At 65.6% G+C, this 14201-nt stretch carries 18 protein-coding genes; 14 read left to right on the top strand and 4 right to left on the bottom strand.

Annotated features, from left to right (window positions below; all coding sequences use genetic code 11):
* Window positions 1-121 precede the first annotated feature (121 nt).
* From birA to EC839_RS21055, 5 genes are all read left to right on the top strand, one after another.
* Window positions 122-1066 (top strand): bifunctional biotin--[acetyl-CoA-carboxylase] ligase/biotin operon repressor BirA, encoded by a 945-nt coding sequence (gene birA / locus EC839_RS21035; RefSeq protein WP_007162612.1) that lies wholly within the window; start codon window positions 122-124, stop codon window positions 1064-1066.
* On the top strand, window positions 1056-1808 hold the full coding sequence (locus tag EC839_RS21040; RefSeq protein ID WP_007162611.1) for a type III pantothenate kinase: 753 nt from the start codon (window positions 1056-1058) through the stop codon (window positions 1806-1808). The genes birA and EC839_RS21040 overlap by 11 nt, the downstream gene beginning before the upstream one ends.
* The gene (locus EC839_RS21045; RefSeq protein WP_037006863.1) at window positions 1805-1984 is read left to right on the top strand and encodes a hypothetical protein; all 180 of its coding nucleotides are present in this window, start codon (window positions 1805-1807) and stop codon (window positions 1982-1984) included. The genes EC839_RS21040 and EC839_RS21045 overlap by 4 nt, the downstream gene beginning before the upstream one ends.
* A 28-nt stretch (window positions 1985-2012) precedes the next feature.
* Window positions 2013-2471, top strand: coding sequence for a DUF3301 domain-containing protein (locus EC839_RS21050; protein ID WP_007162609.1), 459 nt, complete (start codon window positions 2013-2015; stop codon window positions 2469-2471).
* Between the two features lie 99 nt (window positions 2472-2570).
* Window positions 2571-3863 (top strand): MFS transporter, encoded by a 1293-nt coding sequence (locus EC839_RS21055; RefSeq protein ID WP_007162608.1) that lies wholly within the window; start codon window positions 2571-2573, stop codon window positions 3861-3863.
* 42 nt (window positions 3864-3905) lie between these two features.
* Here EC839_RS21055 and EC839_RS21060 read toward each other — a convergent pair whose 3' ends face one another.
* The gene (locus EC839_RS21060) at window positions 3906-4370 is read right to left on the bottom strand and encodes a hypothetical protein (RefSeq protein ID WP_007162607.1); all 465 of its coding nucleotides are present in this window, start codon (window positions 4368-4370) and stop codon (window positions 3906-3908) included.
* A gap of 120 nt (window positions 4371-4490) precedes the next feature.
* Window positions 4491-5426, bottom strand: a complete 936-nt coding sequence (locus EC839_RS21065; RefSeq protein WP_007162606.1) for an alpha/beta hydrolase — start codon at window positions 5424-5426, stop codon at window positions 4491-4493.
* 123 nt (window positions 5427-5549) lie between these two features.
* Here EC839_RS21065 and EC839_RS21070 point away from each other — a divergent pair, with 123 nt between their 5' ends.
* The 9 genes from EC839_RS21070 (at window position 5550) to EC839_RS21110 (ending at window position 12613) form a co-directional block, all read left to right on the top strand.
* Window positions 5550-6068, top strand: coding sequence for a hypothetical protein (locus EC839_RS21070; RefSeq protein ID WP_007162605.1), 519 nt, complete (start codon window positions 5550-5552; stop codon window positions 6066-6068).
* Window positions 6065-6463 carry a DUF3140 domain-containing protein gene (locus EC839_RS21075; RefSeq protein ID WP_007162604.1) on the top strand — a complete coding sequence of 133 codons (399 nt, stop codon included), beginning with the start codon at window positions 6065-6067 and terminating at the stop codon, window positions 6461-6463. Before EC839_RS21070 ends, EC839_RS21075 begins: the two co-directional genes overlap by 4 nt.
* Window positions 6464-6606: 143 nt before the next feature.
* Entirely contained in the window at window positions 6607-7497 is an 891-nt protein-coding gene (locus EC839_RS21080; protein WP_007162603.1) for an O-acetylserine/cysteine exporter, read from the top strand.
* A 57-nt stretch (window positions 7498-7554) separates the two neighbouring features.
* Window positions 7555-8334 (top strand): DeoR/GlpR family DNA-binding transcription regulator, encoded by a 780-nt coding sequence (locus tag EC839_RS21085; protein WP_007162602.1) that lies wholly within the window; start codon window positions 7555-7557, stop codon window positions 8332-8334.
* A 21-nt stretch (window positions 8335-8355) separates the two neighbouring features.
* The gene (locus EC839_RS21090; protein WP_007162601.1) at window positions 8356-9489 is read left to right on the top strand and encodes an MFS transporter; all 1134 of its coding nucleotides are present in this window, start codon (window positions 8356-8358) and stop codon (window positions 9487-9489) included.
* Between the two features lie 67 nt (window positions 9490-9556).
* Complete coding sequence (locus EC839_RS21095) at window positions 9557-11605, top strand: AsmA family protein (protein WP_007162600.1); 2049 nt, start codon at window positions 9557-9559, stop codon at window positions 11603-11605.
* 138 nt (window positions 11606-11743) lie between these two features.
* The gene (locus EC839_RS21100; RefSeq protein WP_007162599.1) at window positions 11744-11980 is read left to right on the top strand and encodes a hypothetical protein; all 237 of its coding nucleotides are present in this window, start codon (window positions 11744-11746) and stop codon (window positions 11978-11980) included.
* A complete protein-coding gene (locus EC839_RS21105; RefSeq protein ID WP_007162598.1) occupies window positions 11977-12198 on the top strand; it encodes a YgdI/YgdR family lipoprotein in 222 nt (73 codons plus the stop codon). Before EC839_RS21100 ends, EC839_RS21105 begins: the two co-directional genes overlap by 4 nt.
* 13 nt (window positions 12199-12211) lie before the next feature.
* Window positions 12212-12613: a Rho termination factor N-terminal domain-containing protein gene (locus tag EC839_RS21110; protein ID WP_007162597.1), complete on the top strand. Its 402-nt coding sequence runs from the start codon at window positions 12212-12214 to the stop codon at window positions 12611-12613.
* A 57-nt stretch (window positions 12614-12670) separates the two neighbouring features.
* On the opposite strand, the gene EC839_RS21115 is transcribed toward EC839_RS21110, so the two are convergent.
* Together EC839_RS21115 and EC839_RS21120 are read right to left on the bottom strand one after the other, a co-directional pair.
* On the bottom strand, window positions 12671-13864 hold the full coding sequence (locus tag EC839_RS21115; RefSeq protein WP_007162596.1) for a class I SAM-dependent rRNA methyltransferase: 1194 nt from the start codon (window positions 13862-13864) through the stop codon (window positions 12671-12673).
* A gap of 67 nt (window positions 13865-13931) precedes the next feature.
* Complete coding sequence (locus EC839_RS21120; protein ID WP_007162595.1) at window positions 13932-14171, bottom strand: hypothetical protein; 240 nt, start codon at window positions 14169-14171, stop codon at window positions 13932-13934.
* Window positions 14172-14201 lie beyond the last annotated feature (30 nt).

Genomic DNA, 14201 nt, shown 5'->3' on the forward strand with positions numbered 1-14201 from the left:
TGTGGGGCTTCCCCATGTGAGAGTAGGTCATCGTCAAGCGCCTAACACCCAGCACCCCCGCTCAGTTCACTCTGGCGGGGGTGTTGTCTTTGGGGCGGAAGAAAGTCGAACGGAGTTCGGGATGCCGTTGCTGAAACTGCTGAGTGATGGAAAATTTCATTCCGGCGTCGAGCTTGGTGAAGCCTTGGGCGTCTCCAGGAGTGCCATCTGGAAGCGGCTGAAGACGCTGGAAGATGACCTGGGCGTCGAGGTGTTCAAGGTTCCGGGACGGGGTTACCGCCTGGAGGAGCCCCTGTCGCTGCTCGATGCCGAGCGGATCGCGCAGGAGGGCGGTTGGCCGGTAACGGTCCTGGCCTCCATAGACTCCACCAATGCCGAGGCGCAACGCCGTCTGCCGCAGCAGCAACCGCCATTCGCCTTGCTGGCCGAGCATCAGCAGGCCGGTCGTGGTCGTCGTGGCCGCGCCTGGGTCAGCCCCTATGGCAAGAATCTCTATCTCACCGCCGTGGTCTCCAGCCCGGGCGGGATCCAGAAACTGCAGGCCCTGAGCCTGACCATGGGCCTGGCGGTGATCCGTACCCTGCAACAGCTGGGCGTCGAGGACGCCTGCCTGAAGTGGCCCAACGACGTCCTGGTCCGCGGGCGCAAGCTGGCCGGCATCCTCATCGAGTTGTCGGGTGATCCCCAGGACGTCTGCCAGGCCATCATCGGCATCGGTATCAACGTCAACATGCGCCTCGCCGACAACATCGATCAGCCGTGGATCTCCATGGCCGAGGCCTTGGGCGGTCTGCAGGACCGCAACCGGGTCGCCAGCCTGCTGCTCCGGGAAATCGACAGTCTGTGGCAGATTCATCGCCGGTCCGGATTCGCCGCCCTGCGCAGCGAGTGGGAGCGTTATCATGGCTGGCAAGGTCGAGCGGTAACCCTGTCTTCGGGGGTTCGCTGTATCCAGGGCACAGTGGCAGGAGTTGCCGAAGATGGGGCTATTCTCATGCATGTAGACGGTCAGACGCAGGCATTCAGCGGTGGCGAATTGAGCCTGAGCCTAGATCATGATTCTTGAACTCGATTGCGGTAACAGCCTCATCAAGTGGCGCCTGCTCGCGGCCGGTGCCGAGGTGGTCGATACCGGCATCGTCGACAGCGACGACGCCCTGATCGCGGCACTTTCCCAGCCGGACAGTCCTGCACTGGCGGCCTGCCGGCTGGTCAGCGTGCGCAGCGACGAAGAGACCCAGCAGCTCAAGGAGCGGCTCACCGCCACCTTTGGCATCGCCTGTCACCAGGCCCTGCCGGTCGAGGTGTGGAATGGCGTGCGCAATGGCTATCGTGACCATCAGCGTCTGGGCATGGATCGCTGGCTGGTGATCCTGGCCGCGGTGCAGTTGGCCGAGGGCAAGGCCTGCGTGGTCCTGGACCTGGGGACGGCGGTCACCGCGGATCTGGTCGATGCCCAGGGCGAGCATCAGGGAGGGTTCATCTGTCCGGGGATTCCGTTGATGCGTCGGGAACTGCAGACCCATACCCGTCGGATCCGCTACGATCCACATTGGGCCAGTGGTGAACGCTACGAGGCGCCGGGACGCACGACCATCGAGGCCGTGGAGCGTGGGTGTCTGTACATGCTCAAGGGTTTCGTCCGTACCCAGTACGAACTGGCTCAGGAAATGTTCGCCGAAGGCTGCGAGATCTTTCTGACCGGGGGTGACGCGGAACTGGTCAAACATGTCGTTCCGGGCGCGCGGATCGTGCCTGATATGGTGTTTGCTGGATTGGCTTTGGCGTGTCCGCTCGAGAACGAATGATGCGTTGGTTGTTTCTGCTATTGGTGGTACTGAACGTTTTCTACTACATATGGCACCAACAGCAGGTGCCGTTGCTGGGTAAGGAAATCGCCCCTCTGGCGCTGTACAAAGGCGAGCGTGAGAACATTCGCCTGTTGAACGAGACGGCATCTGGTGACGCTGCGCGGCGTCAGTGACGGCGGTACCCTTCGATGAGGAGCGAAGATGCTGACGCTAGGTAATCTCTGCCTGTTGCTGGGCGCGGTCGGCATTGGTCTGTGGTTCTGGCATGCCCATGGCATTCGCGAGCGTGCGCTGCTGCTGGCCGAGCAGGAGTGTCGCCGCCGCAAGGTGCTGCTGCTCGATGGCGCCGTGGCTTTCTCGCGCTTTCGCTGGCTGGCCGATGCCCAAGGACGCAAGCGCCTGGCGCGACTGTTTTCCTTCGAATTCACCGTGACGGGAGAGGAGCGGCTCGACGCCTCTCTGGCGCTGTTCGGCAAGACCCTGGCCAAGGTCGAATTCGCCCCCTTCGTGGTACCCGAGGTCGAACGCCCGACGGCCGATTCGGTGGTGGCTTCGGCGCCTGCCTATCAGGCCAAGCCCGAGCATGGCCAGGTGGTCTATCTGGACCAGTGGCGGCAGCGCCAGCGTACCGAGACCAATCGGCGGCAAGAGCCGGAGTAGTCCGGCATACCTGCTTTCGACAGCTTTCCCTTCCCCCATCCCGACGCTTAGCACCGCTGCTCCGCTCCGGCTTTTTCGTTTCTCTTCATGTGATCCCTGATGTTCAGCCCTCTCGTTACCTTTCCTGCGCTCTATTTCGCTACCCTCCTGATGCTGGCCGGTTCCGGTCTCTTCACCACCTATATCGGTCTGCGACTGACCGAGCAGGGGGCAGGGGACCTGTGGACCGGCGCCCTGATGGCGGCCTATTACTTCGGGCTGGTGTGCGGCGGCAAGTTCGGCCATCGACTGATCGCCAGTGTCGGCCATATCCGTTCCTATGTGGCCTGCGCCGGTGCGGCGACGGTCACCGTGCTCATCCATGCCCTGATCGATGACCTGAACGTCTGGATCGCGCTGAGATTCGTCATGGGCGTGGTGATGATGAATCAGTACATGGTGATCGAGAGCTGGCTCAACGAGCAGGCGGAGAATCACCAGCGTGGCAAGGTGTTCGCCGGCTACATGGTGGCGGTGGACCTGGGGCTGGTGATCGGCCAGGCGCTGCTGGCCTGGCATCCGCAACTCGACTACAAGCCGCTGCTGCTGGTGGCCATCTGCTTCGCCTCCTGCCTGATTCCCCTGGCCATGACCCGGCGGGTGCACCCGGCCAAACTGGTGGCGGCACCGCTGGAGATCCGTTTCTTCTGGCAGCGGGTGCCCCAGTCGCTGGTGACCATCTTTACCGCGGGGCTGCTGGTGGGGGGCTTCTATGGCCTGGCACCGGTGTTCGCCAGTCGCAGTGGCCTGGATACGGCGCAATCGAGCTTCTATGTGGGGCTGTGCATCGTCGCGGGGTTCTGCGCCCAGTGGCCGCTGGGCTGGCTGTCGGATCGCCTCGATCGCTGCAAGCTGATCCGCGCCAATGCGGTGTTGCTGTGCCTGGCGGCGGTACCGCTGTGGGGACTGATCACCTTGCCCTATCCCTGGCTGCTGGCCGCGGGCTTCGTCTCGGGCATGCTGCTGTTCACCCTTTATCCCCTGGCGACGGCCTTTGCCAACGACCATGTCGAGCCCGAGCGGCGCGTGGAGTTGTCGGCGATGCTGCTGACCACCTATGGCGTGGGTGCCTGTATCGGGCCGCTGCTGGCCGGTGCGGCCATGGAGCATTTCGGCCCGGGCACCTTCTATGTGCTGACCTCGGCCTATGCGGTGATCCTGATCGTCTTCGTGCAGCCCCGCTTCGTCAGTGGCGAACACCGGCTGGACGAGGCGCCGCTGCATCACGTGGCCATGCCGGATACGGTGAGTCCGATGGCAGCGGCACTGGATCCGCGCATCGACGAGGTGCCGCAGGAGCTGGTGGTGGAGGCGCCGGCCAGTATCGGGCCGGGTAGCGAGAAGAGCCACTGAGCGAGCCCGGCGCAAGGCCGGGCAGGAAGGGACGGCTAGGACTCAGGCCTGGCGGGTCTGGCCGGCCTTGATCAGGCGGTCGAGGGTCTGGGCCGAACCGTTTTCGGCCAGGGCGTCATCCTGCAGGCGACGCTGCTGACGGTCGATCAGCCGACCCATGGGACGCTGGCTGGATTCTTCGGCCACCGTATCGTCACCGAGGCGCTGTTGCTGGTCTTCGATCACCTGGCCCAGGGGGCGCAGGCTGGATTCCTCGGCGATCCGGCGTTCCTGCACCTGGCGTTGCTGCTGCTTGATGACTTCACCCAGGGGACGCAGGCTGGACTCTTCGGCCAGGGTGCGCTGCTGCAGGCGCTGCTGCTGTTGCTTGATCAGCTGGCCCAGCGGGCGCTGGCTGGATTCCTCGGCGACCTGGGTGGCGGCGCTGGGGGTGAAGGCGAAGTCCTGGGCGAAGGTGTTCAGGGCCAGGGCGGTCAGGGCGAAACCGAAGGCGATACGCAGGTTCATGATGGTGTCCTCTGGGGAAACTGTGCTGGAGTGAGTTCAGTATCCCGAGCAGGACCGCTCGAAAAAAATAGACTGGCGAGATAGTGACTATCAGCGCCGTCGATGCCTTTCAGAAAGTCTCTAGCCTCCCGTCGATGATTGCTCCTTTTCCGCTTCGCTCAGGTGGGCGCCGCCGAACAGCTCGCGCAAGGCGGCGGCATAGTCGCGCGTGCCTATCACCATGCTGTTGGAGTGGGTCCCGCCGGGGATCAGCAGCAGGCGCTTGGGCGGCCGGGCCGCGGCGTAGAGGGCTTCGCTGAAGCGGGGAGGGACATAGCGATCGTCGCTGCCGTGGACGATGAGCACCGGGATATGGATGTCCGGAATCTTGTCCAGGGAATCGAATTTCTCCGACATCAGCCAGCGCAGGGGAAAGCGGGTGTCGACCACCGCCGAGGCGGCATCGGCCAGGGTGGTGAAGGTGGATTCGATGATCAGACCGGCCGCGGCGGGGTAGTCGCCGGTAGGATCCCCGTCGCGGGCGATGCGCCAGGCCAGGTCCACCGCCACGGCGCCGCCCAGGGAGTGGCCATAGATGTATCTTTTGCGGGGATCCGGCTGCAGGCTCTGCAGGTGCTTCCAGGCGACCCGGGCATCCTGGTAGACACTGCGTTCGGAGGGCACGTCGCCAGGACTTTCGCCAAAGCCGCGATAGTCGATGGCCAGCACCGAATAGCCGAGTTGCCGCAGGGTGGCGATGCGCCGGACCTGGGCGGTGAGATTCCAGCGAGTGCCGTGCAGATAGAGCAGGGTGGGGGCGTCCGGACGGCGGGCGGGCCACCACCAGGCGTGCAGGTAGTCGGTGCCGGTCAGGCCGTCCGGCACCGGCAGGTTGAACTGGCGGACGCCTTCCGGCACGCCGGTGAACCAGCTGGCATTGCCCGGCTCGATGCTGAACACCCACTGGCGTTCGCGATAGGCCAGTTCCGAGCAGCCATAGGGGACCCCGACCCCGACCAGCAGGGTGACGAAGAGCAGCGGGATCAGGCGACGGCGGAGCAGGGTGGCGAGGGACATGGCTTTCTCTGGATACCGGAAGACGCAGGGTAGGGGCATTCGTCGCCTGGCGCGAACCCCCGTTTCGGTTGGACAGTCATCCTAGAGACAGCGACTGCAGTGATCCCCAACCTGAGGTGAGCCATGAGTGCGACGGCCAAGAAGAGCGATCCCGAACTCTGGGAAAAGGTGAAGAAAGAGATTACCGAGGGCGACAAGGGCGGCAAGCCCGGTCAGTGGTCGGCGCGCAAGGCGCAGCTGGCCTCCCAGGAGTACCAGAAGCGCGGTGGTGAATACCAGGGCGGCAAGGGCAAGGACAATCATCTGCAGCAGTGGACCGACGAGAAGTGGGACACCCGCTCCGGCAAGAAGTCCGAGGAGACCGGCGAGCGCTATCTGCCGGAAAAGGCCCGGGACTCCCTGAGCAAGGAAGAGTACCAGCGCACCACCGCCAAGAAGCGCCGTGACACGCGCCGCGGCAAGCAGCATTCCAAGCAGCCGGCCGATGTGGCGCGCAAGACGGCGGCGGCGCGTGAGTCGGGCCTGGCCGGTCTGACCAAGGACGAGCTGATGAAGCGTGCGGCGCGCCGCGAGGTACGGGGCCGGTCGCGCATGAAGAAAGACGAACTGGTGAAGGCGTTGCAAAAGGCAGGTGAAAAATGAGCACCAAGAAGGCTTCCAACGACGACAAGAAAGACGACAAGAAAGAGGTCCGCAGCGAGTTCAAGCAGGTGGTCAACATGACCCCGAGTCAGCTGCGCAAATGGCTCAGCGGTGACACCAGCAAGGGCGTGGGCATGACCAAGGGTGGCAAGAAGGTCAAGGCCGCCAACGACGGCAAGGCGGTCGGTCATGCCATGGGTGAGCGCATCCTCGAGCTCAAGGGCAAGCGCCAGGCCGAGCTGGAAGACGATGACTACAAGGCCATGCGCAAGGTCATCGGCTATGTGCATCGCCATCTCAAGCAGCGACCGGACGGCGACATCGAAGACTCGCGCTGGCGCAAGTCGCTGATGAACTGGGGCCATGACCCTCTGCGTGACAAGCGCAGCGCCTGATCCCGACGAACCGCAGCCCAGGCTGCGGTTTTCTTTTCATGCAGAGTGACTGGCCGAATTTGTGTGCAACTGTGACGCCGCAGCGCGGACGCAAAGGAGTAGGGTAGCCGCCTAACTATCTGAAAGCGTTCAAGGAGTTGTCGATGGCACCCCGGGATCTGTTGCTGGCACTGGTCGTCATCCTGGCCTGGGGGGTGAACTTCGTCGTCATCAAGCTCGGCCTGCATGGCGTGCCGCCCATGCTGCTGGGCACCCTGAGATTCTGTCTGGCGGCCTTTCCGGCCATCCTCTTCGTGCGGCGTCCCCAGGTGTCCTGGCGACTGCTGCTGGCCTACGGCCTGACCATTTCCCTGGGTCAATTCGCCTTCCTGTTCTCGGCCATGTACGTGGGCATGCCGGCGGGGCTGGCCTCGCTGGTCTTGCAGGCCCAGGCCTTCTTCACCCTGGCATTCGCGGCGACCTTTCTCGGTGAGAAGGTGCGCCGGGCGAGTCTGGCCGGGCTGCTGGTGGCGGCGCTGGGCCTGCTGCTGATCGGTACCGAGCATGGCGTCACCATGACCCTGGCCGGCTTCCTGCTGACCCTGGCGGCGGCGGCCATGTGGGGGTTGGGCAATATCGTCACCAAAAAGATCGGCAAGGTGGACATGCTCGGCCTGGTGGTCTGGGGCAGCCTGATTCCGCCCATTCCCTTTTTCCTGCTGTCGCTGCTACTGGAAGGACCCGAGCAGATCGCCACGGCGCTGACCTCGCTGTCGGCCGGTTCGATCTTTGCCATCGTCTACCTGGCCTTTATCGCCACCCTGGTCGGCTACGGCATCTGGAGTCGGCTGCTGTCACGCTATCCGGCCGGCCAGGTGGCGCCCTTTTCCCTGCTGGTGCCGGTGGTGGGGCTGACCTCGGCCGCCGTGTTGCTCGGTGAGCAGATGACCCTCCAGCAGGAAGTGGGTGGCGTGGCGGTCATGCTCGGCCTGCTGATCAACGTCTTTGGCGGCCGCTGGCTGGATGCCCGAAGCAAGATGTCATCCAGTGCATGATGTTGCACGTTCGTAAATGATTGTGCATGATCTGCTGATCCTCTTGGAGTATCAGCCATGACTGCCATTCACCTTCCCGAAGAACGCCAGGCCGCGATCCTGGCCCTGCTGCGCGAACAGGGCCGGGTCCTGTCGGCCGAGTTGGCCGCGACCTGGGGCATTTCCGAAGACAGCGTGCGTCGCGACCTGCGTGAGCTGGCCCGCCAGGGGCTGTGCCGCCGGGTGTATGGCGGGGCGCTCTCGCTGCTGACGCCACCGGAGGCGCTGCTGGCGCGTATCGGCCAGGACGAGGCGGCCAAGCAGACGCTGGGCCTGGCCGCGGCCAGGCTGGTGCAGCGCGGGCAATTGCTGTTGCTGGATGCCGGCTCGACCAATCTGGCCATCGCCCAGGCGCTGCCCACGGATCTCGACCTGACCGTGGCCACCAATGCCCCGGTGATCGCCGCGGCGCTGCTGCAGCGCCCGGGCATCCGGGTACTGATGATCGGCGGCCTGGCCGCGCCGGAATCGGGTGCCTGCCTGGGTGCCCGGGCGCTGCGCGATCTGCGCGGCGTGCGCGCCGATCTGGCCTTTCTCGGGACCTGCGCCCTGGCGGTGGAAACCGGGGTGACCGGCTTCGACCTGGAAGAAGCCGAATTCAAGGCGGCCGTGGCCGAGCAGAGCGGTCAGGTCGCCGTCGCGGTGACCGCCGAGAAACTCGACAGCGTGGCCTTCTATCACGTGCTCCGGCTCGATCAGCTGAACCACCTGGTGCTGGAACCGGGGCTGAGCGAGGAGCGTCTGCAACCCTATCGTGACGCCGGCCTGCAACTGCATTCGCTGGCCAGCGACCGCTAGCCCGCTCACCCAAGGATCGCCATGACTTCCGCCGTCTTGCGTCGCCAGCGTCGCGCCACCTTTACCGTCTTTCTCGCCAACGGCTGCGGGATCGGCGGCTGGGCGGCGGCCATTCCCGAACTCAAGCGCGATCTGCTGCTGGGCGACGGCCAGCTGAGTCTGGTGCTGCTAGCGGTCGCCCTCGGCGCCCTGCTGACCATGCCCTTCGCCGGGGTGCTGGTGCCGCGCCTGGGAGGGACCGGCCGCCTGACCCGCCTGAGCATCCTGAGCTTCGTGCTGGTGCTGAGCGGGCCCGGGGTGGCGCCTTCGCTGGGCTGGCTGCTGCCCTGCGCGCTGCTGCTCGGTGCCTGCAACGGACTGATCGACGTGGCCATGAACGCCCATGCCAGCGATGTCGAAAGCCGCTGGAACGGTCCGCTGATGTCGTCCTTCCACGCCGCCTTCAGCCTGGGCGGCTTTCTCGGCGCCGGCCTGGGGGCCCTGGTGCTGCACCTGGGCGCTTCGGCGCTGGCGGTACTGCTGGCCGCCGCCCTGGTGGCGCTGGTGCTGGCCCTGCCCGCCGCCCTGGCGCTGGACGAAGGCGATCGCAGTCCGGTCAGTCACGCCCTGCGCCTGCCGGATCGGCGGGTGCTGGCGCTGGGGCTGATCGCGCTGGGCTGCCTGATGCTGGAAGGCGCCATGACCGACTGGAGCGCCGTCTACCTGGGCCAGGTGGGCGGGGCGAGTCCGGTGGTGGCCACCCTGGGCTATGCGGCCTTTTCACTGACCATGCTGGCGGGCCGGCTGTTCGGCGACGGCATCCGCGGCCGCTTCGGCGGTCCTCAGGTGATCGTTGGCGGCGCCCTGCTGGCGACCCTGGGACTGGCCCTGGCGGTCCTCCTGCCGGCGCCCGGGACCGCGATCCTCGGCTTCGCCCTGGTCGGCCTGGGCCTGTCCAATGTGGTACCGGCTGCCTTCAGCGCCGCCGGCCAGGTGGCCGAGACACCGGCTGCCGGCATCGCCATGACCGCCACGGCCGGCTATCTCGGCTTTCTGCTCGGTCCGCCGCTGATCGGCGCCGTGGCGGGGCAGGTGGGCCTGCGCGGCAGCCTGCTGCTGCTGACCCTGATCGGGGTGGCGGTGGCGCTGCTGGCGCTGCGTCAGCGCAAGACATGATGTCTATCCAGGGAACCCCGCTGCGCTGAGCAGACCCAAGAGGGAACGGAAATCCAAGGAGGCGGCCATGACGCGCCCACGCAAGATCCTCGCCTGGCTGCTGGGAATCATCCTGCTGCTGCTCGTAGTGCTGGTGGTGGTACTGGCCACTTTCGACTGGAATCGGCTCAAGCCGACCATTAACGAGCAGGTGTCGAGCGCCTTGCATCGACCCTTCGCCATCGAGGGCAACCTGGGCGTGGTCTGGCACCGCGAGCCGGATCAGGGCGGCTGGCGCGCCTGGATTCCCTGGCCGCACATCGCCGCCGAAGACCTGACCCTGGGCAATCCGGACTGGGCCAAGGAAAAGACCTTCGTTCACCTCGACCGGGTGCAGCTGCGGATCTCGCCGCTGGCGCTCTTGGCCAAGCAGATCTATATCCCGCGCATCGACCTCACGGGGCCGGTGGTCAATGCCCAGCGGCTGGCCGATGGCCGCAACAGCTGGACCTTCGAGACCGCGGAGAAGGACCCCAAGGCCGAACCCTCGGCCTGGACCGTGGACATCGGCACCATCGGCTTCGACGCCGGCCAGGTCGGCTTCGACGATGCCCAGACCGCCACCCGGCTGCGCGCGCGGATCACTTCCCTGGACGCCCCCATCGCCTATGCCGACCTGGTGGGCAAGCAGGGCACCTCGCGCCAGCGCTCCCACGTCAAGCAGACCCAGCCCTTCCAGTTCGCCCTGGCGGTGGAGGGCAGCTACAAGCAGGTGCCGGTCAGTGGCCGTGGCCAGATCGGTGGACTGCTGGCGCTGCAGGACGCCGATGTGCCTTTTCCCATCCAGCTCGATGCCCGCGCCGGCGAGACCCGTGCCCAGGTCTTTGGCACCCTGACCGATCCGCGGCGCCTGGGCGCCCTGGATCTGCACCTGGTGCTGGAAGGCAAGAGCCTGGCGCAGCTCTATCCGCTGACCGGGGTCACCCTGCCGGAGACGGCGCCCTATGCCACCGATGGCCATCTCACGGTCAAGCTCAATGATCCGGCGGGCGCGCGTTTCAGCTACGAAGACTTCAATGGCCGGGTCGGCAAGAGCGACCTGCACGGCGAGGTGCTGTTCACCGGCGGCAAGCCACGGCCCAAGCTCAGTGGCACCCTGCGCTCCGATCAGCTGCTGTTCGAGGACCTGGCGCCGCTGATCGGCGCCGATACCAAGGAACAGCAGGCGGCCAAGGGCGAAACCAGCAAGCAGCCGGCGGACAAGGCCCTGCCGGTCTCCGAATTCCGCACCGAGCGCTGGCGCGCCATGGATGCGGACGTGCGTTTCACCGGCAAGCGCATCGTGCAGAACGCGCAGCTGCCGATCACCGATCTCAACACCCACGTGCGCCTGACCGATGGCGTGTTGCTGCTCGACCCCCTGCGTTTCGGCGTGGCCGGGGGTGATCTCAACACCACGGTGCGCCTGGAAGGCGACAAGACGCCCCTGCAGGGGCGGGTCGATCTGCATGTGCGCCGGGTCAAGCTGAACCAGCTGTTCCCCACCGTGGAGACCATGAAGCGCAGCATGGGCGAACTCAATGGCGATGCCACCCTGAGTGGCACCGGCAACTCGGTGGCGGCGTTGCTCGGCACCAGCAACGGCGAACTCAAGCTGCTGATGAACGACGGCCGCATTAGCCGCAGCCTGATGGAGCTCGCCGGACTCAACGTCGGCAACTATCTGGTCGATCGGCTGTTCGGCGATGACGAGGTCGAGATCAACTGCGCGGTCGCCGATCTCGACTTCAAGAAGGGCCTGGTGCAGCCCCAGGTCTTCGTGCTCGACACCGAGAACGCCCTGATCAACATCACCGGCACCATCAACCTGGCGAGCGAACGACTGGATCTCACCGTCGATCCCCACAGCAAGGGCCTGCGCATCTTCTCGCTGCGCTCGCCGCTCTATGTGCGCGGCACCCTGAAGAATCCATCGCCAGGGGTGAAGGCGCTGCCGCTGGCGGCCCGCGGCGCGGCGGCGGCACTGCTCGCCACCTTTGCGGCGCCGGCCGCTGGCCTGCTGGCACTGGTGGCGCCGAGCAACGAGCAGGGCGCCCAGTGCAGCACCCTGTTGCAGCAGATGCGCGCAGGGCGTTGAACTCTTGCGCTAGAGCGGGTTCGCGGTACTTGACAGACGACCGTTCGGCGGCGTCTGACGGGCGGAAAAGAACCGCTCTGGTTGCCCGGGCTCTATAGAAATAACCCGAGTCGGGCAGCCTTTTCGCGGAGACCTCTCATGCGTGACGACACCGATAGCCAATACGAAATCCACTACAAGTTACTGGGCGAAAGCTATACCGACCGTATCAGCAATCTCGACGTACCCATCACCGACGTGGTCCGCGAACTGGCCTGCCGGCACCTGGATGCGATTAACGACGAGCGCTTCCACCTGGCCGATATCGAGTCCGGTCAGGCGCTGGTGGCGCTGCATGATGTGTCCATCCATCGCGTCTCGCCAGAAGCGCCATGAAGCGCCTGCTAAGCGGTGGATTGCTGGCCCTGAGCCTGCTGGGGCTGACGGCCTGTTCCACCGAGACGGTGGTGACCCTGCAGGACGGTACCCAGTACATCACCGAAGATCGTCCCAACACCAAGACGGCCGACGGCTTCTATGAATTCACCGACGTGGCGGGTCGTCATGTACGGGTGAAGGCAGCCGATGTGGCCACCATCAAGGCGGAAGACTAGCCAGGAGACTGCCATGCCCCGCGGCGACAAGTCCAAGTACAGCGACAAACAGGAACGCAAGGCCGAGCACATCGAGGAGAGCTACGAGAAAAAGGGCATCTCCAAGGAGGAAGCCGAAGCGCGAGCCTGGGCGACGGTGAACAAGCAGTCCGGCGGTGGTGAAAAGGCGGGCTCCGGCAAGAGCAAGAGCGGTACTGCCAAGCGCGCGGATCGCAAGGACTCCGCGCGGCGGGCGGTGGCCACCAAGCAGGGCCAGTCGCCCAACAGCGGGCGGGCCTCGGCACGGCGTTCGCGCAGCGGCAGCACCTCGCTCAGCGACATGACCCGCGACGAACTGATGAAGAAGGCCGCCGAACAGGACATTCGTGGTCGTTCGCGGATGAAGAAGGACGAGTTGATTCGTGCCTTGAGCTGACAGTCGAACACGCAAGAAAAAGCCGGACCTGGTCCGGCTTTCTTTTTGCCTGGCGCCTTAGCTGGGCAGCAGCCGGCAGGTGAGGCTCTTGATGTAGCGGGTCTCCGGGATCGCCGGGTGTACCGGGTGATCCGGGCCCTGGGCACCGCGTTCGAGGATCTGCAGGTTGCGGTCCAGATGGCGGGCGCTGCCGAGCAGGATGTTCTGCAGGTCGTCTTCGGGCAGGTGCATGGAACAGGAGGCACTGACCAGGATGCCGTCCTTGTTCAGCAGCCGCATGGCCTGTTCGTTGAGGCGACGATAGGCGGCCTCGCCGTTCTTCAGGTCCTTGCGCTTCTTGATGAAGGCCGGCGGGTCGGCCACGATGACGTCGAATTTCTCTTCGCCGGCCTTGAGTTCCTTGAGCGCCTCGAAGACATCGCCTTCGACGCAGACCAGCCTTTCCGCCAGGCCGTTGAGGGTGGCATTGCGCTCCACGCCGTCGAGGGCGAAGCCCGAGGCATCCACGCACATGACCTCGCTGGCGCCAAAGGCCGCGGCCTGCACGCCCCAGCCGCCGATGTAGCTGAACAGGTCGAGCACCCGCTTGCCTTCGACATAGGGCGCCAGGCGCGCCCGATTCAGGCGGTGGTCATAGAACCAGCCGGTCTTCTGGCCTTCGCGCACCGGCGCCTCGAAGCGCACGCCGTTCTCTTCCAGCGCCACCCAGTCGGGGACCTCGCCATAGGCCACTTCCACGTAGCTGGAAAGGCCCTCGGCCGCGCGGGCGCTGCCGTCGTTCTTCCACAGCACGCCGTGAGGCTTGAACACCTGCAGCAGGGCGGCCAGGATGGCGTCGCGCTGGCGCTCCATGGTCGCCGAGGCGATCTGCACCACCAGGATGTCGTTGAAGCGATCCACCACCAGACCCGGCAGGAAATCCGAATCGCCATAGACCAGGCGATAGCAGTGGCTGCCGAACAGCCGCTCGCGCAGGCTCAGGGCGACCTTGAAGCGGTGCACCAGCAGCGACTTGTCCAGCAGGTAGCCGGTGTCGCGGGAGAACAGGCGGGCGCAGATCAGGTTGTTGGGCGACAGCGCCACCAGGCCCAGCGGCTTGCCGCTGGTGGTTTCCAGGATGGCCTGATCGCCCGGCTCGAAGGCGGTCAGCGGGGTGGCGACGACGTCCACCTCGTTGCTGTACACCCAGAGGTGCCCGGCGCGCAGACGGCGGTCGGCATTGGCTTTGAGGCGCAGGCGAGGCAGGGTCATGAAGGTCTCCGGCGAAGGGGGCAAAAGCGCGGAATTATAGCGCAAAGCTACCCGCCCGGGCCGGCCGTCAGTCCCGCTGGCTGACCTCGATGTCGCTCAGCCCGGCTTCCTGGGCGCGCCGGGCGATGCTCGGCTGGGCATGGCGCTCCCAGGGCGCGTCGACAACCACCTGGGGTTCCTCGACGTGCTTGATCAGCAACTGCAGTACGGCTTCCTCTTCGGTGACCGGCTCGAAGCTCTCCAGGTCGTGGGTGAGGGGCTCGCCGTTGAGGCGATAGTGGATCTGGTAGCGGTGCAGGGTCTGCATGGGGATACCTCGGCAGCGGGGGATAAGCGA

It is taken from the genome of Pseudomonas sp. JUb52, from assembly GCF_004341115.1.
Classification (GTDB): domain Bacteria; phylum Pseudomonadota; class Gammaproteobacteria; order Pseudomonadales; family Pseudomonadaceae; genus Chryseomonas; species Chryseomonas oryzihabitans.